The organism is Lysinibacillus sp. FSL P2-0066, from assembly GCF_037969495.1.
GTDB lineage: Bacteria > Bacillota > Bacilli > Bacillales_A > Planococcaceae > Lysinibacillus > Lysinibacillus boronitolerans.
The window spans coordinates 920,163-945,792 of sequence record NZ_CP150202.1 but is presented as its reverse complement, the minus strand read 5'-3'; the positions used below and the strand labels follow the sequence as shown (position 1 = coordinate 945,792).

The following is a 25,630-nucleotide window of genomic DNA, read 5'->3' as shown; positions in this document are numbered from 1 at the left end:
TCGACATCACACCTTGTTTTTTACAACGTATGAAATAAAGTGGACTTCTATTCAGTATTATTCATCCTCTACTTCTTCAACTTCACCCTCAGAGGCAGCTTCAACGTCTTGTACAAAGCTTTCAGCAGGTGTTTTGAGCTTAACAACAATCGGGGAACTATCAGTGATGACGGTTCCAGCTGAAACGCTTTGACTTGCTACAAAACCTTCGCCGAATATTTCCATCTCTAGTCCAGTCATAGATTTGAAGACTAGTAAATTACGTAATGACCAATTCGTAAAGTCAGGCAATGTTACCTCGCCATCTGTCTTTAAAAATACAAAACTACCTTTTACCAGCTTTTGAGTGTTCGTTGGATATTGTTCAATAATTTTACCACCACTACCAACAACAATTGGTTGTAAACCATCATTGGCTAATTCTACTTCAACCGCTTCAGCACTTTGACCTGTAAAGTCCTGAATACTGACTTTATTGACATGTTGAACATCGTCTGGGTTGATATTAAGGTGCTTTAAGCTATTTAACATAACTGGATTAAAGACTTTTGATACTGGTACAGATCCAAGCTCATTGTTCAGCTTAGGTTTTTTCACTGAGACATATACAATTAGCTGTGGATCATCTACAGGAGCCAAACCTAAAAATGAATAAAGGTATTGGTTTGAAAGATATCCACCACTAGCTTTCGGAATTTGGGCAGTCCCCGTTTTCCCTGCAACCTCATAATCCTCCAATATAAAATCCTTCGCTGTCCCATGTTTTGATGTTAATGTTGAAGCTAGGATTTCTCGTACTTGTTTCGCTGTATCAGCTTTAATCGGCTGTCCTTTTTCAACAGGCTCATGATTTTGAATAATTTTCCCTGTAGAAGAATCAACAATACGGTCGATAACATACGGTTGCATCATCTTGCCATCATTCGCAATAGCAGTCATCGCTTGGATTAACTGAATAGGTGTTACTGTTGAACCTTGGCCGTAAGTTGTTGTTACTCGTTGAATAGGGTACTTCGATAAAATAGTACCCGCTGCTTCATTCGGTAAATCAATTCCCGTTTTGTGCCCAAAACCAAAGCGGTCTAGATAATCAATAAATACGTCATCGCCAATCTTAGTTAATAAATGGGCCATACCAGTATTGGCAGAGCGTTGAAAACCTTCTAAATAAGTGATTGGACCCCAACCATATCTATTGTGATCTCGAATCGTACGGTCAAATACTGTATATGAACCTGACATAAACCAATCATTCGGTGTCCATTTTCCCGTATCGATAGCTGAAGCAAGCGTGAAAGTTTTCATCGTCGAGCCAGGCTCAATTGTTTCCTCAATCACCTCATTCAGCCACTTCATATTTTGACTTTCACGTGTTTCTGGGTTAAATGTAGGACGCTGTGACATTGCTAAAATCTTTCCAGTCTTCGGATCTGCTACTACCGCGGTCATCGACTCAGGATTATATTCCTGTTCAACCTTTGTCATTGCTTCCTCTAAGAAGCTTTGGATTGTTTTATCAAGTGTTAAATAAATGTCGTCCCCATTTTTTGCAGGTGTAATCATTTTCTCACTGTTTGGAAGCAAATAGCGGAAAGCATCTGTCTCATATTCCACCTTGCCATTAACGCCTGTTAATTCTTTATCATACGTATATTCTAGACCCATTTCTCCCTTGGTTGTAACCGTGCCATCTTCATTATCTTTTTTGAGAGCATAGCCAATTAAATGAGAGGCAAATACACCATTTGGATAATACCGTTTTAAGTCACTCACAAAGAGAATTCCTGGTAATTTTTCTTCCTTTATTTTACTCATGACCTCGTGACTAATGCCACGGCCTGCGCTACCAAACTCAACTTGATATAAAGGTTCACCATCACTTCTATATCGATTGTTCAATTTTTTAACAATCTCGTCTTCCTTTTCCTTCATCGCTGGAATATATTTCGCTAGTACTTTTGCCGTTTTCTCCGAATCCACTACATGACGAGGATTCTTTGGATCTGTTGTAGCCTTTTCGCTTACAATGGCAATCATGCGATAACTCAATGTATCCTCTGCAATTACTTGACCATTTTGATCATAAATCTTCCCACGATTAGCTGTAATTACACTTTCCTTACCATACTTAGCTGCTGCTCTCGCTGCAAGCTCTTGTCCTTCCACTTCACCTGTAGCCTGTAATGTCACCATTCTTGTGAATAATAGAAAAAAGAGCCCTCCATAAAAAATTAATAATAGAAAGGCTCCCCATTGGAATCGAAATCTCTTTTTTTTCATTCTCCCGGCACTACCTTTACATTTTTCTCATTTTGAGTTAAACCGAGTTCTTTAGCTTTTTTCCATATGTTTTCGTATGTAGAAAGTTCACTTACACGAACCGTTAAGTCAACATTCTGTTTCGCAATCTCTTCTGCTTCTGATTCGATTTTTTGAATGTCTATACTTGTTGTTTGAATCGCTGCTTGTTTATTTAATACAAGAATTCCTAGTACAGCAATAATGCCAATTAAAACAATTAGCATTGTCTTTTCAAACTTCTGGTTCGTTTTTTTACGACGTATGATAGTGGGTTGTGGACTAGGTGGTGTTATCGGTTGTTGCACTTGTTGATGTTGGTGCTGTTGCCTTACACGAACTGCTGCCATTTACTCACGCCCTTTGTCGTTAATTTTCTCCACCACTCTAAGCTTCGCTGAACGCGCACGATTATTAACTGCCAATTCTTCATCAGAAGGAATAATAGGCTTTCGTGTAATAAGCTTTAAAGTTGGCTTCATGTCATCAGGAATTACAGGTAAATTTGGCGGTAATTCCGGTAATGATGACGCTTCCTTAAAGATTGTCTTGCATAGGCGGTCCTCCAATGAATGGAACGTAATGACACTAATGCGCCCCCCTACGTTAATCATATCAATCGCATCGACTAATGAATCCTCTGCTGCGCCTAGCTCATCATTAACAGCAATTCTTATTGCTTGGAAAATGCGCTTTGCCGGATGTCCACCTTTTCGGCGTGCCGCTGCTGGAATACCCTCTTTAATTAATTCTACAAGTTGACCAGTTGTTTCAATCGGTGCTGTTTTTCGAGCCTCTTCAATTTTACGGGCAACTTGTTTAGAAAACTTTTCTTCTCCATAACGGAAAAATATACGAACAAGATCTTCGTATGCCCATTGATTAACAACATCTGATGCTGTCAGTGTTGCAGTTTGATCCATACGCATATCAAGTGGTGCATCGTGGTGATAACTAAAGCCTCTCTCAGGTGTATCTAATTGTGGAGAAGATACGCCTAAGTCATATAAAATACCATCAACCTGCTTAATGCCATGAGCTAATAGTTCTTCTTTTAAGTAACGGAAATTCGAATGGATAAATGTAACACGCTCTAAATAAGGTGCTAATCGAATTTTCGCATTTTCAATAGCCGTCATATCTTGATCAAAACAAATTAAGCGGCCTTTATCTGATAATTGTTGTACTAGATATTCACTGTGTCCCGCACCACCTAGTGTACAGTCCACATATACACCATCAGGATCTATGTTCAACCCATCAACAGTTTCTTTTAATAACACGGTTGTATGATCGAACATACCACTCGCTCCTCTCAGGCCTTAACCTCATTCAACTATCACGTTGTAATGCCTATTACAAGTTAAAAATCAAAGCCAATCATATTTTCTGCAATTTCATTAAAAGATTGTTCAGATTCACTAAAGTAAGCTTCCCAAGCATCCTTAGCCCAAATCTCGATTCGATTTGAAACACCCAACACCACACATTCTTTTACTAGATGCGCATGCTGCATAAGGGTAGCTGGGATGTTGATACGCCCCTGCTTGTCTATCTCTACCTCTGTTGCTCCAGAAAAGAAAAACCTCGCAAATGCTCGTGTATCTTTTTTGGTCATTGGTAAACCTTTTAATTTCTCTTCGAGTTTTCGCCATTCATTCATAGGATAGCCAAATAGACAGTTATCGAGACCTCTTGTGACAACAAACGTTTCGCCTAAAGCTTCACGAAATTTTGCCGGTACGATTAATCGCCCTTTCGCATCAACGGAGTGTTGATATTCTCCCATGAACATACTACTCACCCCACTTTATTAAATAATGTACCACATCCCCCCACTTTCCTCCACTTTTTTTAAAAAAAACTTGACATTTTATCACTTAATATGCAATTAGACCTTTAGGAATTTTTTTGACATGTGCTAAATGATACAAAAAAAGAGCCACCCCTGGTAGGATAGCTCTTTAAATACTATTTATCTCGACATTATTCATCAAATTCACAGGATATCAAATTACTACTTAGGTAAAAAGTATCTGTTTATTAATTTTATAAATAAAGTAAATAGTGGTGTTTACCGATGCTATAATTTTGCTTCAGCATTTCAGTAATTAACATAGGTCCAAACTCATTGAAATATTGATACGGATTAAAGGATCTCTCTTGGAAACCATCATTCGGATATAATTCATTTTGCAATGTCATAAATTTACGAATCGTCGTTTCATGCTTACCTAATACAGTTTGTTCTATTTTTTGCTGTAGATAGTCAAATTGCTTCGCATGATTTTCTTGATTTTTCTCAAGAATCTTATCTAATTGCAGATGCTGTTTCTCTAAATAGGAGGCTAGCTCTTCATATTTTTCTACTAACAACTGCTGCATAGCTTGAATTTGGCGTTTGGCTTCACTGTCCTGTACATCTGCAATAAAACGTTCTTTCAGGTGTAATGCTTTCCCTTCCCATACGTCAGTAACAGTTAGTTGATGCTCGCGTAATAATTGCTCTACATGACGAGTGACAATAGTTATATGTAGGCGCGGAGCAAAAATCGGCATTTGTAAATCTAACACTGAAAATGCATTTTTCAGTGTCGCCCAATAAGCTAGCTCTCCTGGACCTCCAACAAACGCTAATACTGGCAATGTCATCTCCTGCATCAATGGGCGAGTTACTACGTTATTACTTAAACGTTCAGGATGATTATGCGCCACTTCTAATAGCTCTTCTTGTGTAAATTTAAGGTTTGCCGCTAAATTAACAAACAGATCATTTTTTCTTTCTAAAAGATGTCGCTCCCCATCTTCTACGTAAAATAAATTGGCTGCTTCATATGTTGCTAAAATAGGCTTACCATAGCCAGCACGTTCAAGCTCTTGCTCCTTTTCCGTTACTACTCTAGCAATTTCTACATTGGATTGAATGATTTGAGCAAAATATTTATGTTCAAATTGACGGAATTCAAAGTTAGCGGCATCGATTAATAATAAGCCTTCCTCTTTGAATAATTGATTCATTAGACAGGCAAAGAAATCTGTAAATGTTTCACTATTGTTCAATGCGTCAACTAGTTGCTTAATCAGCGTTTCTGTATACTCTGTTTCTCCAATATCACGAATAATTGTATTAATTAATTGCGTCATCAACTCTTTGTTGAGGGCTGTTGCAGAAGCCATCGTTTTACGTCTAGAGCGCTCCCCATAAGCTCTTTTTTTCAGCAATTCCCCATGTACCGTATAGGTGTGATTGATTTCTTCTAAGTCATGATCTTCTCCAGCTATCCAGAAAACAGGAATAACAGGCTGTTGAAGCTTCGTACTTTGCTCTTTCGCTAATGCAATAACTGAAATAGCTTTATGAACGGAGTAAAGAGGGCCTGTTAAGATACCTGCTTGTTGTCCACCAACTATTACCATAGCTCCTTGCTCTAGTTGTTCTAAATGTTCATTCGTTTTTTTGGATAACCCCAGCGGCTCCATAAATTGACGGATGATTGTTGTTAACTCTTTTTGATCACGGGAATTTCGCGCTAAATGCTCCGCTCTTTTCTCAAAAGCTTGATCATTGTATTCATACTCAAAAAATTGATGAATGGCAGTATTTGGCGACCAGTAATCTGCTAGTACATGATTTTTTATAGGTACTTGGATTGACTCCAGTTTCATTTAACATAAACTCCTCTACTCACTAAATCATTTCCTTACTCATAACAAGAAATTGAATTTCATTCATACTATGCACATGAGGCTTCCAATGTCGCCTTGACGTTCAAATAGCTCAAAAAAAATCCGCGATCTAGCGGCTTTGAGGTAACAGTGTATCATCAAACACTTTTTGACAATGTTTCAGCAGACATTTCAAACTCATTAAAAAGCATCGATCTCCCTCAAGTAGGATTTTCTATATCCAACTTTGCTTTTGGTACAAAAAACATGTGCTGGTTCACTTCGTCCATGTCACTGAACTAGTTACGAAGGTTTATGAATGCAATCAATATTCTCATCCCCATAGAATGATTTTTATAACTATTTTAATGCTATTATTTTAACGCTTAAAGCTTCAACATGAAAAGAAAATGCTTAGACAACCTGTAAATATTCCATAATGGATTGAATAACACCCACGATACATATCACTAGATAAGCTGTACTAAGTATTAAGAATAAAAAACGCCAAATTTTCTTTAATAACGGCTTTACTTCTATTTCCTTTTTTGTCCGCCAATCAATATATGTAAAAATCATGGCCATCATTATCGCGAGTATCACCAAAAGCGCCCCAACATTCACACGCCAAAGCACACCGATAGCTAATGGAACAGAAAAAAACAAGCACAATGTCGTAACATCAGAGGCTGCTCCAAAAGCATGTGTGCCACGAATTTTAACTTTCCTGCCAACCAGATAAACAATGATGAAAAGAACAATTGGACAAAAAATTATAATACTAATAACTATATGTAAAAGGTCTTTCAACTTCTTTCACCGCTCTCCTCTATTGCAAGCACTTGATGATATAAAGTACGCAAAGTAGGTAAATTATGACCGTTTGCTAAAGCTTTATTTAGAATGACACCAACAATTGTTTCGATTTCACTTTTTCTCCCCTGCAGACGATCTGCTAGCATAGATGAAGTATTGTTGGCCGTTTTCCTACATAAGTCTATCACATCACTAAAAGATATGGTGTGTTCAATCTCTTCAAAAGCTTCCGTAAGCTCTCGATAAATATTCTCTAGCAGTATAAATGCTTGTTGATTAGTCACTAACTCTCCGTTCTTTACTTGCAATACAGCTGTCAATGGATTAATTAAGCTATTAAGTACCGCTTTTGCAAAAAGCATTTGCTCTGCATTACTAGCCAATTCAATAGGAAATGAGGAATGTTGTAATTGTAGTAGCTGTTGAAAAGCCTGGTGTTCTCCTCGTTCTATCGCTATTTTACATAGTCCTACTCCTCTATGCTGAACCGTTGATTGGTCCAACAATTGAGCTCCAAAGGTCACTGAACCAAAGGCGATATTTTTTTGTGGCAAGAGTAGCGCCTCCTCAAAATGCGCTAAGCCGTTTTGCATAAAAAGCAACGGCATATCACTTGAGAATAAGGATAATTGATTGTAGAGCTTTTGCAAATGTCCATATTTAACAGCAATCACTAGTAAATCTTGCTTCGGGAGATTAGCCAAATCCGTAGTAGCAACAATCCTTTGCACAGTTTTAGTCCCATCAACGTTGATACGTGTTAACTTCTTGGCATTTAGTTCATTTACTTGTTCCTGCCTTCTGGCAACCAACGTTACCGGTACACCAGACTCCGCTAAAAAGCTTGCTGTTAATTGACCAACCGCCCCTGCCCCAATTATCGCTACTTTCATTGTCTCCACCCTTTCCATCTTTACTGATCAATGTTACCTCGAGGTCTTTACATCTGGATTGTTCAAAAAAATTGAAACACTCTGGGATACTTTGAAGCAACACGATATTATTCACACCATCAAAGAGGGTTACGCACTTTTTTGCATGCCCTTATATCAGTAGACTTCTAAAACACCCATCTGATGCTTCACCTCTGAATAATACATTCATAAAACTATAAGAATAAGGTGCCTTAGAATACATCTAAGGCACCTTCTACGCAGGTTCTTTTATTATACAGGATAGACTGATTATTGACGATATACAGAAAGGGTTTTATGTCCATAAAAGAAAAGCAATGTAATTCATGTTCCAAAAGCCACGTAAGCATAATTTTAATCTTTCATTAATGAATAACCTTGCTGAAGCCATTTCACTAGCTTATCATGCTCATTTTGCAATTCACGATGCTTCATTTCAAGCGTTTGATAAGCCTCCGTTAATTCGTCAAAACTTGTCAACGCTAATTTCAAATGACTTCGCATAGATTGTTGGGGCTGATTTCGCACAGCTAATAGCGACTGACTATATTGACCACGTAATGTTTTATTCCAGCGGAAACCACATGCTTGTTTTGTACGACCTAGTTCTGCAGCCGCCATTTCAAAGGCTTCTAGCTGCGTTTTACCATTTTGCACATTATGCAAGACAATCTCTGCTAGTCTTTCATCGTCTTCCTTTGTCCATTGATCTTTTCTTTTTTTCAATTCCATAATCTATCACCCTCGCATTTTTTACTACTATATGCAGTAACGAGCAAAATAGAATCATTGCATGAAAAAAGACAGTGATCTTGATTTCCTCTTATCACTGCCTCTATACATTACTTATTATTATTCTTTGTCAAGAAATTATTAACTGCTTGGTGGTGCGCGTCACTTTCCCACAACTTTGCACATGTCCGAACTTCCTCCATTACACGCTCATACATATTGCGTTCACGCCACTTCCGAAGTTCAATTTCTTTATACGCCTTATGAACAGAAGGATGGATTTTACGCATATGTTCAATAAAATCATCCAACGCTTCTTCTTTCGAGCCTTCAAAAACACGCATAGCCCACCCTATCTCATATAATAGCTGTGCGGGATATGGCTTTGCATCTACAAGCATCTTCATCGCACGATCATGGCGTAATCCCCGCTCAAATAAGTATGTACCACCACCCCAACCACTTGTAATCGCTAAGGTCCCTTGAATAAAGCCACACTTCGCATGACTTGCCACTAGACGAAAATCACAGGCTGTAGCAATCTCACAACCACCTCCAACAGCAGTACCATTTATAAGAGCAATAGTCGGCACCGGCAGTGTTGCAAGTTCATATAATATTTTCCCCATCTTACTTAACATACCAAATGCCTCATCTTCTGTTTCTAATGAATGAAACTCAGATAAATCCCCTCCTGAGCAAAACGATTTATCGCCAGCACCAGTCACTACTAAGAAACGCACATCTTCGTGCCCACGAATATATGTAATGACTTCTTGAAGACCGTTCATCACTTCATCATTGACCGCATTCCGTTTCTCTTCTCGGTTAATGGTAAACGTCATAATGCCATCATGATTGTCAATTGTATAAGACATATTACTACCCCCTTTGTCGCAATGAATAAATTGTATCACACAATTATTTCACTATTGTAAAGAACTTCATAATCAACGAAATATTCCGTCTTTTCAAGCAAACAAAAAGGCTAGTAAAGAGCCATGGTCTCTCTACTAGCCTTTTAAGTGAGCAAACACTGTATTATTTGCTTACTACTTCTTTACCTTTGTATTGTCCGCAAGCTTTGCAAACACGGTGTGATAATTTAGCCTCACCACAGTTAGGGCAAGTTACCATACCAGGTACAGATAATTTGAAATGCGTACGACGCTTTCTTTTTGCAGTTTTAGAAGTTCTTCTAAATGGTACAGCCATTGATGGCACCTCCTTACAGATCGTCTATTCGTCTGTTTGATCAAAATACTTAGCTAAAGCAGCTAGTCTTGGATCCACTTTTTGTTCGTCAGCTTTTTTGTGTAGCTCTACGTCTTCATCTGTTGCATAAGACCAGTTTTTACCACCATGCACTTGTCCTTCAGAATCTTCCTTGAACACTTGCATTGGTACCTCAAGCAAAACTAATTCCTCAAGAACTGGTTTCATGTCGATGACTTCACCGTCAATATAGTGAATGTCTCCGTCATCGTCTCCTCGTTTATCTTCGTCAATCCAGCTAAAAATTTCAACTGTCTCAACTTCAATTGGAAACTCAACATCCTCCCATGTGCGAGCACATGGTAGTGTTAACGTTGCTGTCACAGTTAACTGACATGTCATTTGCGATGCACCAAAAGTACATAGCCCTTTTACATGAACGGGCGAAATTGCTCGAATATCCTGGTTTCGCTCCATCACTTCGTCCAGCTGGACAAAGGCATCGATTGGCATCCCGTTTTGGCGGTATTTAGATAATTGATGAATTGACCATTTCATTCGTTTAATCACCTCGAGACAACACTGTTGATTATATAATGTGTAAAAATAGATGTCAAGATAATTTCTTGTCACCACTTTAAAACCCACCTATAATTATATACTATGAGAAGTGTATTTACTCCTAACAGTTTAAAATAAAGACACAAATTATAAGGGGGAGAAGCATGCAAGCAGTTGGAATTGTTGTTGAATATAATCCTTTTCACAACGGACATGCTTATCATTTAGAACAGGCTAAAAAAGCAGCACAGGCAGATCTCGTAATCGCTGTTATGAGCGGCACATTTTTACAACGTGGAGAACCTGCCATGGTAGATAAATGGACACGTACGAAAATGGCACTTTCTGGCGGTGTAGATATTGTTATTGAACTGCCTTATGTCTATAGTACAGCACCTGCCACAGACTTCGCAAAAGGAGCCATTTCCTTATTAAGTGCTGTTGGTTGCAACTCTTTTGCCTTTGGAAGTGAAGACGGCTCTATTCAGCCCTTTCAAAACACTTTTGAGCTGATTGACAGCCACCGTACAGAATATGACCAGTTCATTAAAGACAGCCTTAAAACAGGTGCAAGCTACCCAAAAAGCCTACATTACGCCTATGAACAGCTTTCTCAGATGTACCCTGCTCCATACATCGATCTTGCACAACCAAATAATATATTGGGTTTTCATTATCTTGAAGCAGCAAGGGCACTTAACAGCAACATTAAACCATTAACAATTCCTCGCGTTGCAGCAGGATATCATGATGCATTAAAGGAAGATGCATCGATCGCCAGTGCCACTGGCATACGTAAAGCCCTTGCCTCTACAAATTCTTTACAAAGTGTACAAAATGTTGTTCCTACTGCTACTTTTGATTATTTAACAGACTGGCATACAAAGTATAACCAATTTGCAAGCTGGGAAACCTTTTGGCCGTTATTACAGTTCACCATTATAAGACATACCCCTTCAGAACTTACTCGTTATGCAGAAGTAACAGAGGGCATAGAAAACGCAATTGTAAAAGCAGCAAAAAACAGCTCTACATTTTATAGCTTTATGGAAAAAATAAAATCTAAGCGTTATACTTGGACCCGCCTTCAACGGATGATAACACATATCTATACAGGGTTTACCAAAAAGCAGCTTCAAAGTTTTAACGCACCCTCTTTTATTCGGCTATTGGGTATGAGTTCGACAGGACAAGCTTATTTAGGTCAGCAAAAAAAGAATATAGAATTACCCTTAATCAGTCGAGTTGCAGCTACAAATGATGCGATGTTAGCTATCGATATTCATGCAGCAGAGCTTTATAATTTAAGTATCGAGCAAGGAACAAAGGGGCTTACGCTGCCAAGGGATTATCAAACACCACCTATTCGTTGCTAAAGACATCAAAAGGGATGCTAAAGTCCTCTTAGCATCCCTTTACATTATTTTGGTTGAAGTTGCTTTAAATAATTGATAGCATCGTCAACGCTTTTCACGGGAACGATTTTCATTTTTGTTTTAATCTCTTTGGCCGTTTTGACAGCAGTTGCATAATTCGATTCTAGCTCTGGATACTTCGCTTTCATTTCTTGAGTGATTTCATCATCTGGTGCAAAAAAGATTTCCATACCGTCACGATCAGCGGCAATAACCTTATAATCTATTCCACCAATTCTGCCAACCGATCCATCTATTAGCATTTCACCTGTACCAGCAATTGCATAACCTTTTGTTAAATCTTCATCAAGCAGTTGGTCTAATATTTCAAGTGTAAACATCAGTCCAGCAGAAGGTCCCCCAATATCCTCTGTTTTCATCGTCACTTTCGGATTCGTTTCAATTGATTTGCTTTCTGTATAGGAAATACCTAAACCCGCTCTATGTTCTTGGGCGTTTGGAATTTCCTGTAGTGTAATAGTCTCCTGATGTTGTTCTTCATTACGTATAAATTGAATGGTTACTTTATCGCCAAGCTGCTTAGGTTTTAATAGATCCACAAGCATTTGCTGGCTAGTTATTCTTTGACCATCAACCTCGATAATTTCATCACCAGCTTTTAAAATACCGTCAGAAGCTCCTCCGTCTAATACATTTAATATGAATACACCATTAAAAAGAACCTTTGTCTCTAGTCCTGCTCTTTGGAAGGCTACATATTTGGCATTAAATTGTGAATCAGACATTAACTTTAACTGTCGAATATTATATTCCTCATCATCCTCTAAAGGATTTCGTACTTGCTCAATATCCATTAGCTTTTGATATTTTTGAACTTTCGCCCACAAATACGAAAATGGTGTGGCTTGCTGCATAGCAACTGTCATTAAACTTAAAGACCCCTCACTATCTGCCTCTTTACTATCCACAGTAACGAATTTACTGACATCATAGGCACTTCCAGGTTTCATAATATACGCGTCTAGTCGGTATAACATCATAAAACAAATCACGACTATTAACACTGCATAAATACTAATTTTTTTCTTCACTTGAAAACACCTCCTAGGACGCTTGCAAAACCATACGTTCATGTTTTTGCCTTTCTCACATATATTGATTTTAGCATTTGCCTATGTGAATGACAAAAAGTTGAAACGAGATGATAACATGTTTGCTACAATTCAAATAGTGCTCTGCGTAATTCTAATTCTCTTACTCTTGTTATTCCCACAAACCGCTCACAGTGGTACTGATTTAGGCTTAAATCTTTTCATGGAAGCACTTTTTCCGTACTTATTGCCGTATCTTGTGTTAACACAATGGCTTCTGCGTTTAACAGCCCCTATGCGTACCAAAACTAAAAGGGCTTCTTTATACGTACAAGCCTACATTATTAGTGCTCTTGGAGGCTATCCAACTGGCGCAACCACTATTGTTTATTTGAAAAATAGTGGTCAACTACACCCTAAAGAGGCAAATTTTTTGCTAGCTGTTTGTCATGCCCCCAGTCCACTTTTTGTATTAGGTTTTGTAAGTCTTGATTTACTACACAATAATACATTTGGATGGTTGTTTTTATGTTTACTACATACGTTTAATATTTGTTGCCTAGTAACTGGCTACTTTTTCTTTCGCAAAACTGATTCACCTAATATCTCCGTACACAACACACCACTCTATAGTGCTCCATTTTCGGAAAGTATTAAAGAAACAGCCCCAACAATTCTGCTAGTTGGTACAACCATCATCTTTTTCACAACGATTCAAACCATCGTACAACAAGGCTTAGATCAGCTGATACCAAAGCTTCCCTATACGCTTGAGCTTTCCATAGCAGCTGTTCTGGAGGTAACGAACGGTCTTAAAATGACAGTTACAGCATTTCCAGATCTTCCGTATATCCATTTACTTGTTGTGATTTTGTTAACGATGCAAAGTATAAGTATTCACTTACAAATTTTTGTTATCGCCAAATCTGCAAAACTTTCTGTACGACCTTATATTAAATTCCGCCTCCTTAGCATAATCATTGTACCCACTATTTATGCTCTATTTTTTCTAAAATAACAATCGCTCTAAATATTAAAAAGAGGATGTCGTTGTTCTTTTGACATCCTCTGCATCCTTATTGTGCAAAACCATATTTTTCTTTTAAAGCCTTTACGACACATGTAGGGACTAGCTCGTTAACATCACTACCGTATTTCGCAACCTCTTTTACTATACTAGAACTTAGGAATGAATATTGATTTTTCGTCATGATGAAAAATGTTTCGATTGTTTCATCCAGGAAACGGTTCATCGATGTAATTTGCATCTCATATTCAAAATCTGACACTGCTCGTAAGCCACGAACAATTGCCTTCGCCTTTTTTTCCTTAGCATAATCAATCAATAAGCCTGAAGAACTCTCTATACGAACATTAGGTAAGGTGTTTGTCACTTCAGCCATCAAAGCCATACGTTCCTCTACAGAAAACAAAGGATTCTTTGCTGAATTGTTTAATACTGCTACATATACGATATCAAACACATCCGCCGCACGTTTAATTATATCTAAATGGCCGAATGTTACAGGGTCAAAACTTCCAGGAACTACAGCAATTTTTTCAGACAACTTATTCTCCCTCTTCCTCTGTACAGCGATAAACAGAAATAATTGTTCCGCCATATGTTTCTTGTCTTGTTAAAACAAATTCCCCAAAATTTTGAGGTAATTGTACCTCTTTTGCATGTTCACATAAAATAATACCATCTTGTTGTATTTTACTGTTATCGACCAAAATCTGTACGAGGTCATAATATTCCTGCTGATGGTATGGTGGATCTAAAAAAACGAGTTTAAACGTAATGTCACGTTTTAATAGCGCTTTCACAGCGCGTTTTGCATCTATACGAAAAAGCTCTGTATATTCTTCATAACGGCATTTTTTTATATTTTCTTGTAGCACCTGGAATGCTTTAGGATCTTTCTCAATAAAAACGGCACGCTCCGCCCCTCTGCTTAATGATTCAATCCCCAAGCCACCGCTTCCAGCAAACAGATCTAGCGCGAAACCTCCATCAAAAAACGGCCCAATTATATTAAAAATGGATTCCTTTACTTTGTCAGTTGTAGGCCTTGTCGTATTTCCTGCTATTGCTTTAAGCGGCATTCCTTTGCGCTCTCCTGCTACAACTCTCATATCAATATCTCACCGTGCTTTCGTCTATATAAAGTATTTTGCAGCGAAAGGTTGGCCCTCCGCTGCAAAAGTTATTGTTGCTCTTGTGTTAATATTTGAATACGCTCATCCTTTTTTTGCAGTTCAACTTGGAATAATCGCTGTAACCAAGCTTCTTCTACATAATAATGATCAGCAATCTTAATAATTGGTTCAGAGATTGATGAATATCTACGTTGGTTGAATACATAAAATCCAGGCTCTTTCGGAAAGCGGAATGTCCGATGCTCACTATTTACATAATAGCCATTCTTTCCTTCCTCAGCCGAGTAGCCAAGGTAAGGCAATAATGTATCTGCCGTATATAACACCTGTCCATCATATAGAATAACATGAACATCTTCTTTCAACGTATCATCCACATAGATATCACGTGCATCCTCAAATAAAAGTGGATAGGTTCCATTTTGCTGAGCTGCATTTAAGGCAAAATAAGATGTTTTGGCATCTAATACCTGTGATAAGTACTTGTCCATTGTATCTGGTGAAATCGATTCATCTCCAAGCTTTTTCAATGTTTCCTGCCAAGCTTGTTGTTGACTATCCGTCATGTAATCATTTAATGTCTTGATGATTTTCTTTGTTTTTTCTCCACCAATTGGATCGTTTATTAAATAGGATGCCACAACCTCAGGCAACCATTCTGGAGAATCTACAAAATTATATTGTGATTTTATTTGTGATAAAATTACTTCCTGCTCTACAGCTTGTGCAGTAAGTGTTGGTAAAAATAACAATCTTTCGTCATGAACTGCTACTGGACTTTTTTCTTGAATAATTGCAATATGTTCATCACTTAGAAGCTGTATATTTTCTACTGATTTCAGAAAATCATTAGGGACTTCTTGCTGTGCATAAATTGATAATACAGGTGTTTGCTCTTGCGCTTTAAGCTCCCCAGCTTGCCAATATAAATCTTGAACAGTACCGTTTCCTCTAAACATTGTGTAATTGACAAGTACAAGTTGTTGTTGACCTACTAGGGGTAAACCTGTAACCCATTGTCCTTTCACTTTACTGTCTGTAGAAATCGAAACAATTGAATAGGACGCTTCACCATTTATTAGTGTAGCAAAAACATTTTGAAGGAGCATCTTATTTTTTAAGCCACCTTCAATTGGAATTATGTATGACACAGATTGTGATTTTGTCTCCCCTTTTGCAAAATAAGAGACTTCATCTGATAAACGATCACAGCTTTTTTCATTTTCAATAAAGCAACTAGCGTTTGTTGCTTTTTCAGGCCATTTAATTTTCACCTTTTGATTTGGTAGGTTTTTAAAATGTTGACGAATATCTAAGCTATTTTCGCGATAGACAATTTCTATTTCCTGAGAATAATGAAAATCTCCTATGCCTGTTTCTAAATCAGATGAATAAGCATGGTATTGGAAAAATACCGTTCCTGTAATGATTAGTGCTAAAATAGAAAAAAAGCTTAATGCAAATTTCATGTGCTTGACCTCCCGCAGCATGATACTATGAATATTGGAAAGGATGTGCAATTATTATGCCACAACAATTTATAGAATTAGGTGAAGGCTATGGTGATGTTTACGAGCTACTCGAAATTATTAAAACCAACCAGGAACGTTTTCATCAAGCCTTTTTACTAACATCTACAAAAGAAGACAAGAAGGTGATTTCTTTAGCTGTCGCCCTTAAACCAGTCGGCGAAAGTAAGTTCATGCCTATTTATATTTGTCGAGAGGGCATCCCATACAATGAAGAACAGCCAACACAGCGACAAAAAATGTTTGAAGCACAAATAGAACAACTCGGTCGAAAAGCAGTAGTTGTAGAAATAAAGCACTCATCTATATTTTCGGAATCAAAACTATTTTATCAATACTTAATAGGTATATTAAGACTAAATAACTATATACCTGCATTGACATAAGTTTATAGACCTACTTTATAGTCATATTCCTTTGCTTTATCTGGTTTTGCATTTTCATATTCAGTTTTTACAAATGGACGATAAGACGCCACAACGTCTTTCACAAATGGAAGGCGTTGTAGTTTTGTTGTCATCATGTCAATATCCTCACGATCGCAGTAAAGCACTACGTATTTTTGCCTTCTAGAAATATAAAGAACATGACCATATTTCCGAAGTGACTTCGCATGTTTTAATTGATGGACGTAAACGATTAGCCCTTGTCGTTCGTTCATATTGGATTCCCTCATTTCTTACATAAAAGAATACCATAGACCAGAAAATGATAGCAACAGAGTTTAGCTGACAGAACGCTCAATTTTCCGTTATAATGGAAAAGCATACGACGTTGAACATCGTGAAGATGAATCAGTGGTTTTAATTAAATTCAATTGTAGCATCATTACAGGAACAGAAGAATGCTGAAAGATGATCATGCCACAAATGAACCCTTTACAAGACATTTGCATCTCCATAATGATTGTTTTTCAAATAGGATGGCAAAAATCGGCATAAAAAAAATCATCATTCACTTATACTAGTAACTCATTTAATAGTAGGACACCTGTACTTACTACTATTGATTAAACAATGAATTCACTACTACTTTTTATATGAGGATAATTGTTAAGGAGGACGAATATGGGTAAGAAAACAAAAATTGCGCTTGCAATTGCAGCAGCAAGTGCAGCAGCTTGGGCAGGCAGTAAAGCTATTTCAAAACCACAGCAACGCGAAGGTAAACAAGCATTACAATTCGAACGCCCCATAATTCTTGCACATCGTGGCGGAGCTCTTTTAGCACCAGAACATACAATGGTTGCATTTGAAAAAGCTGCACAGCTAGGTGTTGATGGCTTTGAAATCGACATTCGCCTAACGAAAGATGAGGAAATTATTGTTTTCCATGACGAGACAGTTGAACGTACAACGGACGGCTATGGGCTTATTGCAGATATGACGTTGGCAGAAATCAATGCCTTAAACCACGGCTACCAATTTGAAGATTTAGAAGGAAATTTCCTATATCGAGAGGATAAATTAGATGTCGTCACTTTACGAGAGTTGCTTGAAACCTATCCCAACATGCTAATCAACATTGATATCAAAGATGCTCCTGATACTTACGAAGGGAGTCTAATGCCTTCTAAACTTTGGCGCTTAATTGAAGAGCTTCAAGCTGAACATCGTGTCGTTGTGACAAGCTTTTATGGTGAGCAAATAGATCGCTTTAATTTATATGCGCAAAATCAAGTAGCACTTGGTGCAGGTGAATCAGATGTAAGAAAAGCATTTGCTTCCTTCTCAAGTCAGTTTGGACATTTATATCACCCTAAAGTGGATGTTTTTCAAATTCCTCCAAAGTCAGGGGTTATTGCATTAGATTCTCCTAAATTTATTCAGTTTTTAAATAACCTCAATATTCCAGTCCACTATTGGACAATCAATGACATAGATACGATGAAAAAATTACTCCATAATGGGGCAAAGGGCATTATTACCGATCGTCCTGATATTGCTGTTGAGTTATTACAAGCTCAAGAATCTAAATAAGTCAAGACATAAAAGGGAAGCACACTGAACGAATGTGCTTCCCTTTCATTTAAATGTTAGACCCATTATTACTTTCCATATCATTAAACGTTATGTTAAATAGTTTATGATTGCATCAGTTACTTCTTGTAGTGTGGCAGTTCCACCCAAATCAGGCGTTTTTATATCCTGCGCTAATGTTTGCTCAATAGCATCTAATATCCTTATTCCCATATCTTGATAACCAAGGAAATCGAGCATCATCTTACCTGTCCAAATTTGTCCAATAGGATTGGCGATTCCTTGACCAGCTATATCTGGTGCAGAACCATGGACAGGCTCAAACATTGATGGATATTGCCCTTCAATGTTTAGATTTGCTGCAGGTGCAATACCGATGCTTCCCATAATGGCACCTCCTAGATCTGTCAAAATATCCCCAAATAAATTCGATGCTACGATAACATCAAAGTTTTCTGGTTTCATCACTAAAAATGCCGCTAGAGCGTCAATATGATTAGATGCTTGACCTATCTCTTCATATTCTTTTCCTACTTGAGCAAACACTTCATCCCAAAAAGGCATGCTATATGTAATCCCATTTGATTTTGTAGCACTAGTCACATGTCCATTACGTGTTTTGGCTAGTTCAAATGCATAGCGCATCGCCCGTTCTGTTCCCTTTCTTGTAAAAACAGCATTTTGGATTGCTACTTCATCTTGACCACTATGTATTCTTCCTCCGCTTTCCGCATATTCCCCTTCGGAATTTTCCCTTACAACAATAAAATCAAAGCCATTTGGTTGTCGTAAAGGTGATGGTAGCCCTTGTAGAAGCTTTGCTGGTCGCACATTAATAGATTGCTGTAGCTCACGTCGAATTTTAATGAGCAGACCCCATAATGATACATGATCTGGAACCAAGTTAGGCATTCCGACTGCACCTAAAAAAATTTGATCATACTGTTTTAACAGCTCAATGCCATTATCAGGCATCATTTTCCCTGTCTCTAAATAGTATTCACAGCCCCAGGGAAAAGTTGTCCATTCAAATTGAAAGCGACCATCTAATAACGCTGCCTGATCTAGAACTTTTATTGCAGCTGGCACAACCTCTTTTCCTATTCCATCCCCAGGTATCACAGCGATACGATATGTTTTCATTCATGCTTCCTCCTTCAATTTAATGATAAAAAAGACTGTAAACTAACTCAGTTGTTGCCTTCGAGTTGTCTACAGTCTAGAAGAGATATGTTATATACACATCCGATTTACGCTGAGCAAGAGCATGAACCGCCTGAGCCGCATCCACCTCCGCAAGATGAACTAGATGCAAAGAATGGATTACTAACAGGAACTTTTACCGCTTCAGAGACTGTTTTTCCTATTAATAAGCTAATCTCATCAAGTAAATCCTGGAAATCGTTTTCAGCAATTTTCAAGGCCGAAACTTTCTCATTTAAGTCAAGGGCCCTTTTCTGTTGGCGAATCGACTTCATAATTGTATGGTAGTCCGGATGATATTTACCGAAACGTTGTACATCTTCGTACTGCTCTTTCATGCGATTAAATGCATATATAGCTTCAACAATTTGTGCATCACTATATACTGCTTCATAAGCTTGTTGTAGCGCCATCGCAGGTTCTGAGGAAAGAATCATCTCACAAAGCGCTTCCGCCTCATCCAAAATGATTACCCAGTCAGAGGTCATCATCATTTTTAATTCCCCCAATCTCTTTCCCATCATAACAGATTTTATGGTAATTTTACATTATTGATAATTTTAATGAAAGAGGTTTTCCAAATGATGACAACATCTAAAGGTCAGATTGAACAATTAGTTGCCGAGATTTTACAAGATAGTACCGAGGAAGATGAAGAAGTTTTATTACATCTTTTAAATGGACTGCGGGAGAAACAGCAAGGCATTCACCGTCGTTATCTTAATGCTACTTTACATATGGTAGGTAAATTTGAGCCTGAGGCCAGTGAGGTTCGTATCCCTATTACACCTGTCATCCACAATACGATAAAGGTGCCACATGGAGGTATTATTGCCACGATTGCTGATGCTGCTATGGGAGGGCTTGCTTCGCGGTCTGTGCCTGAGGGCTATAATGTAGTTACTACGAATATGAATGTATCGTATATTGCTACCACAACCAATAAAGAATTGATTGCACGTGGTCGTTTTGTCCATAAGGGACGCCAAACGCTTGTCATGGAATGTGATATCGAAGATGAAACTGGTCGTAGGCTTGCCATCGCTACAGGATCTTTCTTTGTTATTCAGCGTCGTCTGTAATTAAACTCGCAAAATAGTCTTTAATACATTGTTGATCGGAAAAAGGGAATTTTTGATTTTTAATTTGCTGTGTTTGTTCATGCCCTTTTCCGGCAACAAGGACAATGTCACCTTTTTCTGCCTTTGCTAACGCTTGATGGATAGCGAGTTTGCGATCTAAATAAATTTCATAATATTGTTGCTCTGAAAAACCAGCAATAATACTTTCATTAATCACAATAGGATCTTCATCACGTGGATTATCTGTTGTTAAATAAATAACATCAGCGTATTTACTTGCAACTGCTCCCATTGCAAAGCGTTTCGCCTTATCTCGATTTCCCCCACAACTGAAAACAAGGTAAATTGTTTTGGAGCGATCAAAGGTTTGTAACACCGCTTGTAAAGCTTCTGCTGTATGGGCATAATCTACATATACATCAATACCTAATGGATTTTCAATCTTCTCTAGCCTGCCCTCTGGTAGCCTTAATGACCACATATGTCCAACTATATCTTCCATAGGTACACCTAAGCGCCATACAGCCATTAAAGAAGCTACAGCATTTTGCACATGATATTTTCCGACAAAAGGAATTTCTACAATATGTTCACTCGCTGTAGTCTGTAAACAAAGAACGGTTTTCCCAACTGATTCACTGACGATTTGGATATGTAAATCATTGTGATTATCAAAACCAAATGAGCAAGATTTTTTCTTATCATAAATGCCAACAGAGCGGCAAAAATTATCATCTCCATTTAATACTAGCTTTTTTGATAAATCCGCTAAACGCTTTTTAGCACGTTTATAAGCTTCTAACCCTCCATGATCTTCTAAATGATCTTCTGATAAATTTAAAAATACACCACAGTCAATGTCACAATGATCGAGCCTATGCTGCTGCAACCCCATTGAAGAAGCTTCTAATACAACATGAGTCACACCTTTTCGCACACACTGTTTAAGAATGGGATGTAATTCTTTAGCCTGCAATGTTGTTAATTGCTCATAAGCTGTTTGTTGTTTCTCACCATTGATGAAAAAGCCAACTGTTCCAATAACTGCTGCTTGTTTATGTAGTGCATTTAGTAGCTGACTGACAAAATGACTCACTGTAGTCTTCCCATTTGTACCCGTAATGGCGATAACAGTTAAAGCTTCTGCTGGAAAAGCAGCAAGCTTCGCACTTGCATACGATAAAAATAATGCTGTATTTGGAACCCATACAAAAGGAATTTCTTTATCTATAATTGGCAAAGAAATACTTTCTTCTGAAACGATGGCAGCTGCTCCGCGTGCCAATGCTTCTTTGACAAACCGACTTCCCGATGTTTTTTTACCTTTTCTCACAATAAATATGTCACCAGGCTGTACTGCCTGTGCATAGTCCTCTACACCAGTAATTTCTGTCCGTATAGATCCCCCTGTCACGCTGCATGGCCAGTCTTTTAATAACTCTGCTAATTGCAAACCTCATTCCCCCTCTCAGTTCTCTATCATATGACGGCGTTTGTAACGGTGTGACGAAAAATGTAGAAGCCTCAAAGAAGGAGAAATGCACATAAAAAATGAAGACAAGCCCTTTTGCTGAAAGCTTGTCTTCATTTGAATATTATTCTGTTATGGTGAGGTTTGATCTGATTTCTCTGTAGAATCTTCGCTATCTTGTTTTTCATTTTTTGTCTCTTCATCATCATCTTGCTTTTCTCTTTCCAGTTCTTGCGTAGTAGGTTCAATATATATTTGCGTGTAATAATCTACAAAGACGCCAGAACCAACGCGGGTATATCGATCATTCAAAAGAACTTTTCTGTGTTCAGGAGAATTTGTCCAGCCATGCATGGCTTCAATCGCATCAAAATAGGCAGTTGCCAGGTTTTCATTCGCTTCACTATACTCGATATGTTGCGTCTGTAATCGCTTTTTTAGATCGCCATAGGTTGGAGATTCATGCGCTAAAAAATTTTGCACCTTCATGTCCTCACTATGCATCCTTGCCGCTTCCTCTAACGATTCATCCATTTCTAAAGGAAGTAAATCATGATGGACTCTTGTTACATTTAACAAATCATCTAATTGTTTAGCGCTAGCCACATCAATTTCTTGCTGTAAAAATGAGGAAGGAGGCGTACGTCTTACAAGCTCCCCTTGGTAGCTCATTTCATATGGCTGATGAAGGACAAGTGTTTCACTGTCTGTATATCGTATCCCTTGTAACTCACTCGTCTCTCTATCTATATAAAGCTGTGCATAAAGACCATCAAATTTGATCAGCAGCCTTGTTTGCATATCTTCTTCACTCATCGAGAAAATGAAAATATTTTCGCCTACAGTGGCCGCTACCTCATAATCAATGATTGTCATTCTGTATATTTCATCACGTTTTTGGCCCACTTTAAAAGGAAATGCATCAATTTCTTGTCCTGCTATGTAAATTTGTGTCACAATATTATTATCAATACCAATCATAAAAAAAGTTGACACATCTTTATTGTAGACCCACCATTGATAACCAAATGAAGATGGCTCTTTTCTTGCTGGCTCCCCATATTGTTCTAAAACAGTTTGCGTGCCTTTTCCTATCAATGTGGAGATACCCGTTTGTGGACGTGTCATTGCTCCTATTGCAGGTTCCTGCTTTAGTTGTGTTTGAGGTATGATATTCGAGTTGGTATTTGGGCCTTCTAGTGGCTCATTTTCCTTAGGGGTATTAAAGAACATAAAGCCAATTAATGCAACTGCACCACAAACCATTAAAATGCGGAATAAAGCTTTCATACAGGACTCCTTTTCATCACCATTATTGTAAGTTATTATATCAATTGTAATTGGGTTGACACAATGTTGTCATTGCAACAATGTCGAATATGCTCTATTATAAAAATGAGCGTATACTTTGTACGAGAACCTAAAGGAGGACTATACATGTATTTTGAAAATACTAACCTTGAAAATTTAACAGCTGATCAAGAACTACTTGTCAGCATTATGAAAAAACATGGTTTAGAATGTGATGGCGGCTGGGATTACGAGCGTATGACATTCGATAAACGATTCGATACTCGTGAAGGTCGTTATTACCTACGCGTATTCGCATATGCTATTTCTGGTGACGTAGGTGCACACGATGCCATCCTTACATTAATGAAACCAGTCCTTGGTAAATACTATTATCCACATGGTGTTGAATATGGCGATGACGAAGTTTATCCAGCACACCTTGTAAAAAAATGTGAAGAAATCTTAAAAAAGGTTAAATTAGAATTAGATCAATTCTCAATCGAACCTACAAATAAAAATAACTTTGAACCTGTTAACGCACGCTAATCTTTCGTACATTAAAGTGACTGCAAGTAAGTGTAAATAGCTTCATGGTTGTAAAAAGACTGGTGGTCCAGTCTTTTTTATTTTGAGTAAAAAAATTTTTTCTTCTCATACTACCTATATCTATTACAAGATGTAGGTGGGAAAAATGTTATCATTTTTTAATCGTCCTTTTTTTCGTCATCCCATTATTGTTATCGCAATGGGTATACTTATCCTTTGGTCAATCTCTATATCGTTACCAATTTTACTTGCCTACTTAACCGCGTTACTTTTAGAACCAATCATTGTTCGAATGTGCAAACGGTTTAGAAAAAAACGGAAAATCGTTGTTTTCTTCTTTTTTTTATTTTTTCTAAGTATATCTTTATTATTTTGTACACTTATCCTCTATATAAGCTGGAAACAATTTTCTTCCTTTATTATTGATATACCAGATTATCTTAATCAATTGTCTGCCCTATGGATACAAATGCAATCTAAGCTCAGCAACTACACCTATCATTTACCTGTAGAGCTAGTTTCACAAATTCAATTCATGATTGCAAAAGCCTTAGCATCCATCGAAAAATTTTCCTTATCCTTAACTAACGTCAATGTTTGGTCCACATTACTAACTTATATTCCCACACGTCTATTTGATATTTTTGTTTATTGGATTGTGTTGTATATGTTGCTTTTAGAATTACCAACAATTAATCGCAAATTATTAACGCCTGTTCCTTTTCATTACCATCAAAAAATTATCTTTATTGGACAACGTGTTAAGCTAGCCTTATTTGGATTTCTGAAAGCTCAATTACTTGTAGGGATAGGGATCTTTGCCATATCATTCGCTGCATTTTATTTTTTAAAAACACCATTTCCTATACTATTAGCACTTTTACTTGTTGTTTTAGACTTTATCCCTTTTCTTGATTCATTTATTTTATTAGTCCCATGGGCAATCTATCAGGTATTTGCTGGCGATTATTTATATGCAGCTATCTTAATTTTATTAACCTTTGGGCAATTTCTAATCCGCCGAATGATCGAGCCCAAAATTATTGGCGATAAAATTGGACTTTCTTCCTTGAATACCTTTATTGCTATGTTTATTGGTTTTAAAATCTTTGGATTTCTTGGGATATTAATTGGTCCATTACTTGTTGTCGTAGTGCTTTCATTATTCCAACCAACTATAAAAAATCTCCCTCCTGCACAGAAATAAGGAGGGAGATTTTTTTAAAATCCTAAAATGGCTTTAATTACTGATGTTGTTTCACCAGGTTCAAATAAAATATACAATAATAAATAAACTAATACACCTGTTATGGCAACAAAGAACCAAATAATACTTGTAATTGGCCCAATTCGTCTGTGTAATTTAATGTTCATTTTCAAACCTGAAATAATACTAACGATACCAAACACTGCTCCAGATGTCGCTAAAATAATATGGAAAATCAAGAAGAACGTATAATATGGTTTTAAATCTTCTCCACCGCCAAAAGCCGTATTTCCAATAAAGATTGTACGGGACGCATAGATGATAAAGAAAATCAGTGCTGCAACACCTGCAGCAAGCATCACTTTCTTATGTCCCTCTACATTTCTTTTTATAATTAAGCCCCACCCTATTGCTACTAGTACAGCACTAATAACGATAAACGATGTACTAATAGTAGGCAAAATTTGCAATTCCATTGTCAAAACTCCTTA

General features: G+C 37.5%; 28 protein-coding genes. 7 read left to right on the top strand and 21 right to left on the bottom strand.

Annotated features, from left to right (window positions below; translation table 11 throughout):
• Nucleotides 1–57: 57 nt before the first annotated feature.
• The 11 genes from MKZ14_RS04470 to MKZ14_RS04420 all read right to left on the bottom strand — a co-directional run bounded on the left by MKZ14_RS04470 (nt 58) and on the right by MKZ14_RS04420 (nt 10,199).
• Nucleotides 58–2,280 (bottom strand): penicillin-binding protein, encoded by a 2,223-nt coding sequence (locus MKZ14_RS04470; RefSeq protein ID WP_048394667.1) that lies wholly within the window; start codon nt 2,278–2,280, stop codon nt 58–60.
• Entirely contained in the window at nt 2,277–2,648 is a 372-nt protein-coding gene (ftsL, locus tag MKZ14_RS04465; RefSeq protein ID WP_004224836.1) for a cell division protein FtsL, read from the bottom strand. The genes MKZ14_RS04470 and ftsL overlap by 4 nt, the downstream gene beginning before the upstream one ends.
• Nucleotides 2,649–3,599 (bottom strand): 16S rRNA (cytosine(1402)-N(4))-methyltransferase RsmH, encoded by a 951-nt coding sequence (gene rsmH / locus MKZ14_RS04460; protein WP_112117457.1) that lies wholly within the window; start codon nt 3,597–3,599, stop codon nt 2,649–2,651.
• Nucleotides 3,600–3,661: 62 nt separating this feature from the next.
• On the bottom strand, nt 3,662–4,093 hold the full coding sequence (gene mraZ / locus MKZ14_RS04455) for a division/cell wall cluster transcriptional repressor MraZ (RefSeq protein ID WP_004224832.1): 432 nt from the start codon (nt 4,091–4,093) through the stop codon (nt 3,662–3,664).
• Between the two features lie 254 nt (nt 4,094–4,347).
• Entirely contained in the window at nt 4,348–5,964 is a 1,617-nt protein-coding gene (gene bshC / locus MKZ14_RS04450; protein ID WP_339280639.1) for a bacillithiol biosynthesis cysteine-adding enzyme BshC, read from the bottom strand.
• Nucleotides 5,965–6,378: 414 nt separating this feature from the next.
• On the bottom strand, nt 6,379–6,774 hold the full coding sequence (locus MKZ14_RS04445) for a DUF3397 domain-containing protein (RefSeq protein ID WP_221679721.1): 396 nt from the start codon (nt 6,772–6,774) through the stop codon (nt 6,379–6,381).
• Complete coding sequence (locus tag MKZ14_RS04440) at nt 6,771–7,691, bottom strand: 2-dehydropantoate 2-reductase (protein WP_312125009.1); 921 nt, start codon at nt 7,689–7,691, stop codon at nt 6,771–6,773. The genes MKZ14_RS04445 and MKZ14_RS04440 overlap by 4 nt, the downstream gene beginning before the upstream one ends.
• Before the next feature lie 357 nt (nt 7,692–8,048).
• Nucleotides 8,049–8,426, bottom strand: coding sequence for a transcriptional regulator (locus tag MKZ14_RS04435; RefSeq protein ID WP_333006130.1), 378 nt, complete (start codon nt 8,424–8,426; stop codon nt 8,049–8,051).
• A gap of 110 nt (nt 8,427–8,536) precedes the next feature.
• Nucleotides 8,537–9,304: an enoyl-CoA hydratase/isomerase family protein gene (locus MKZ14_RS04430; protein ID WP_333006132.1), complete on the bottom strand. Its 768-nt coding sequence runs from the start codon at nt 9,302–9,304 to the stop codon at nt 8,537–8,539.
• A 163-nt stretch (nt 9,305–9,467) separates the two neighbouring features.
• Nucleotides 9,468–9,641: a 50S ribosomal protein L32 gene (rpmF, locus tag MKZ14_RS04425; protein WP_004224819.1), complete on the bottom strand. Its 174-nt coding sequence runs from the start codon at nt 9,639–9,641 to the stop codon at nt 9,468–9,470.
• Between the two features lie 24 nt (nt 9,642–9,665).
• Nucleotides 9,666–10,199, bottom strand: a complete 534-nt coding sequence (locus MKZ14_RS04420) for a YceD family protein (protein ID WP_004224818.1) — start codon at nt 10,197–10,199, stop codon at nt 9,666–9,668.
• A gap of 167 nt (nt 10,200–10,366) precedes the next feature.
• Between MKZ14_RS04420 and MKZ14_RS04415 the strand changes: the two genes are divergently transcribed.
• On the top strand, nt 10,367–11,578 hold the full coding sequence (locus tag MKZ14_RS04415) for a nucleotidyltransferase (protein WP_333006140.1): 1,212 nt from the start codon (nt 10,367–10,369) through the stop codon (nt 11,576–11,578).
• Between the two features lie 44 nt (nt 11,579–11,622).
• On the opposite strand, the gene MKZ14_RS04410 is transcribed toward MKZ14_RS04415, so the two are convergent.
• The gene (locus MKZ14_RS04410) at nt 11,623–12,669 is read right to left on the bottom strand and encodes a SepM family pheromone-processing serine protease (protein ID WP_258859591.1); all 1,047 of its coding nucleotides are present in this window, start codon (nt 12,667–12,669) and stop codon (nt 11,623–11,625) included.
• 118 nt (nt 12,670–12,787) lie between these two features.
• Here MKZ14_RS04410 and MKZ14_RS04405 point away from each other — a divergent pair, with 118 nt between their 5' ends.
• Nucleotides 12,788–13,687 carry a hypothetical protein gene (locus MKZ14_RS04405; RefSeq protein ID WP_258859592.1) on the top strand — a complete coding sequence of 300 codons (900 nt, stop codon included), beginning with the start codon at nt 12,788–12,790 and terminating at the stop codon, nt 13,685–13,687.
• 58 nt (nt 13,688–13,745) lie between these two features.
• Here the strand turns inward: MKZ14_RS04405 and coaD are convergent, their stop codons facing one another.
• The 3 genes from coaD to MKZ14_RS04390 all read right to left on the bottom strand — a co-directional run bounded on the left by coaD (nt 13,746) and on the right by MKZ14_RS04390 (nt 16,298).
• The gene (gene coaD / locus MKZ14_RS04400) at nt 13,746–14,237 is read right to left on the bottom strand and encodes a pantetheine-phosphate adenylyltransferase (RefSeq protein WP_036077107.1); all 492 of its coding nucleotides are present in this window, start codon (nt 14,235–14,237) and stop codon (nt 13,746–13,748) included.
• A 1-nt stretch (nt 14,238) separates the two neighbouring features.
• The gene (gene rsmD, locus MKZ14_RS04395) at nt 14,239–14,805 is read right to left on the bottom strand and encodes a 16S rRNA (guanine(966)-N(2))-methyltransferase RsmD (RefSeq protein ID WP_036077105.1); all 567 of its coding nucleotides are present in this window, start codon (nt 14,803–14,805) and stop codon (nt 14,239–14,241) included.
• Between the two features lie 71 nt (nt 14,806–14,876).
• Nucleotides 14,877–16,298, bottom strand: coding sequence for a hypothetical protein (locus tag MKZ14_RS04390; protein WP_036077102.1), 1,422 nt, complete (start codon nt 16,296–16,298; stop codon nt 14,877–14,879).
• Between the two features lie 56 nt (nt 16,299–16,354).
• Here MKZ14_RS04390 and MKZ14_RS04385 point away from each other — a divergent pair, with 56 nt between their 5' ends.
• The gene (locus MKZ14_RS04385) at nt 16,355–16,744 is read left to right on the top strand and encodes a hypothetical protein (protein ID WP_036077099.1); all 390 of its coding nucleotides are present in this window, start codon (nt 16,355–16,357) and stop codon (nt 16,742–16,744) included.
• A 2-nt stretch (nt 16,745–16,746) separates the two neighbouring features.
• Here the strand turns inward: MKZ14_RS04385 and MKZ14_RS04380 are convergent, their stop codons facing one another.
• Complete coding sequence (locus MKZ14_RS04380) at nt 16,747–17,019, bottom strand: YlbG family protein (RefSeq protein ID WP_004224806.1); 273 nt, start codon at nt 17,017–17,019, stop codon at nt 16,747–16,749.
• 406 nt (nt 17,020–17,425) lie between these two features.
• Here MKZ14_RS04380 and MKZ14_RS04375 point away from each other — a divergent pair, with 406 nt between their 5' ends.
• Nucleotides 17,426–18,337, top strand: a complete 912-nt coding sequence (locus MKZ14_RS04375) for a glycerophosphodiester phosphodiesterase (protein ID WP_036077092.1) — start codon at nt 17,426–17,428, stop codon at nt 18,335–18,337.
• A 90-nt stretch (nt 18,338–18,427) separates the two neighbouring features.
• Here the strand turns inward: MKZ14_RS04375 and MKZ14_RS04370 are convergent, their stop codons facing one another.
• Entirely contained in the window at nt 18,428–19,480 is a 1,053-nt protein-coding gene (locus tag MKZ14_RS04370; protein WP_333006141.1) for a tartrate dehydrogenase, read from the bottom strand.
• Nucleotides 19,481–19,587: 107 nt separating this feature from the next.
• A complete protein-coding gene (locus MKZ14_RS04365; RefSeq protein ID WP_016992780.1) occupies nt 19,588–20,034 on the bottom strand; it encodes a YlbF family regulator in 447 nt (148 codons plus the stop codon).
• Between the two features lie 87 nt (nt 20,035–20,121).
• Here MKZ14_RS04365 and MKZ14_RS04360 point away from each other — a divergent pair, with 87 nt between their 5' ends.
• Nucleotides 20,122–20,622, top strand: a complete 501-nt coding sequence (locus tag MKZ14_RS04360) for a PaaI family thioesterase (protein ID WP_258859596.1) — start codon at nt 20,122–20,124, stop codon at nt 20,620–20,622.
• On the opposite strand, the gene MKZ14_RS04355 is transcribed toward MKZ14_RS04360, so the two are convergent.
• Entirely contained in the window at nt 20,603–22,075 is a 1,473-nt protein-coding gene (locus MKZ14_RS04355) for a UDP-N-acetylmuramoyl-L-alanyl-D-glutamate--2,6-diaminopimelate ligase (protein WP_016992778.1), read from the bottom strand. The two genes, MKZ14_RS04360 and MKZ14_RS04355, sit on opposite strands and share 20 nt — an antisense overlap.
• 150 nt (nt 22,076–22,225) lie before the next feature.
• Nucleotides 22,226–23,383, bottom strand: a complete 1,158-nt coding sequence (locus tag MKZ14_RS04350; RefSeq protein WP_339280638.1) for a CAP domain-containing protein — start codon at nt 23,381–23,383, stop codon at nt 22,226–22,228.
• Nucleotides 23,384–23,530: 147 nt separating this feature from the next.
• Here MKZ14_RS04350 and MKZ14_RS04345 point away from each other — a divergent pair, with 147 nt between their 5' ends.
• Complete coding sequence (locus MKZ14_RS04345; RefSeq protein ID WP_004224795.1) at nt 23,531–23,932, top strand: YugN family protein; 402 nt, start codon at nt 23,531–23,533, stop codon at nt 23,930–23,932.
• A gap of 145 nt (nt 23,933–24,077) precedes the next feature.
• Complete coding sequence (gene ytvI, locus MKZ14_RS04340; protein ID WP_339280637.1) at nt 24,078–25,139, top strand: sporulation integral membrane protein YtvI; 1,062 nt, start codon at nt 24,078–24,080, stop codon at nt 25,137–25,139.
• Between the two features lie 14 nt (nt 25,140–25,153).
• Here the strand turns inward: ytvI and MKZ14_RS04335 are convergent, their stop codons facing one another.
• A complete protein-coding gene (locus MKZ14_RS04335) occupies nt 25,154–25,615 on the bottom strand; it encodes a DUF420 domain-containing protein (protein WP_016992774.1) in 462 nt (153 codons plus the stop codon).
• Between the last annotated feature and the right edge of the window lie 15 nt (nt 25,616–25,630).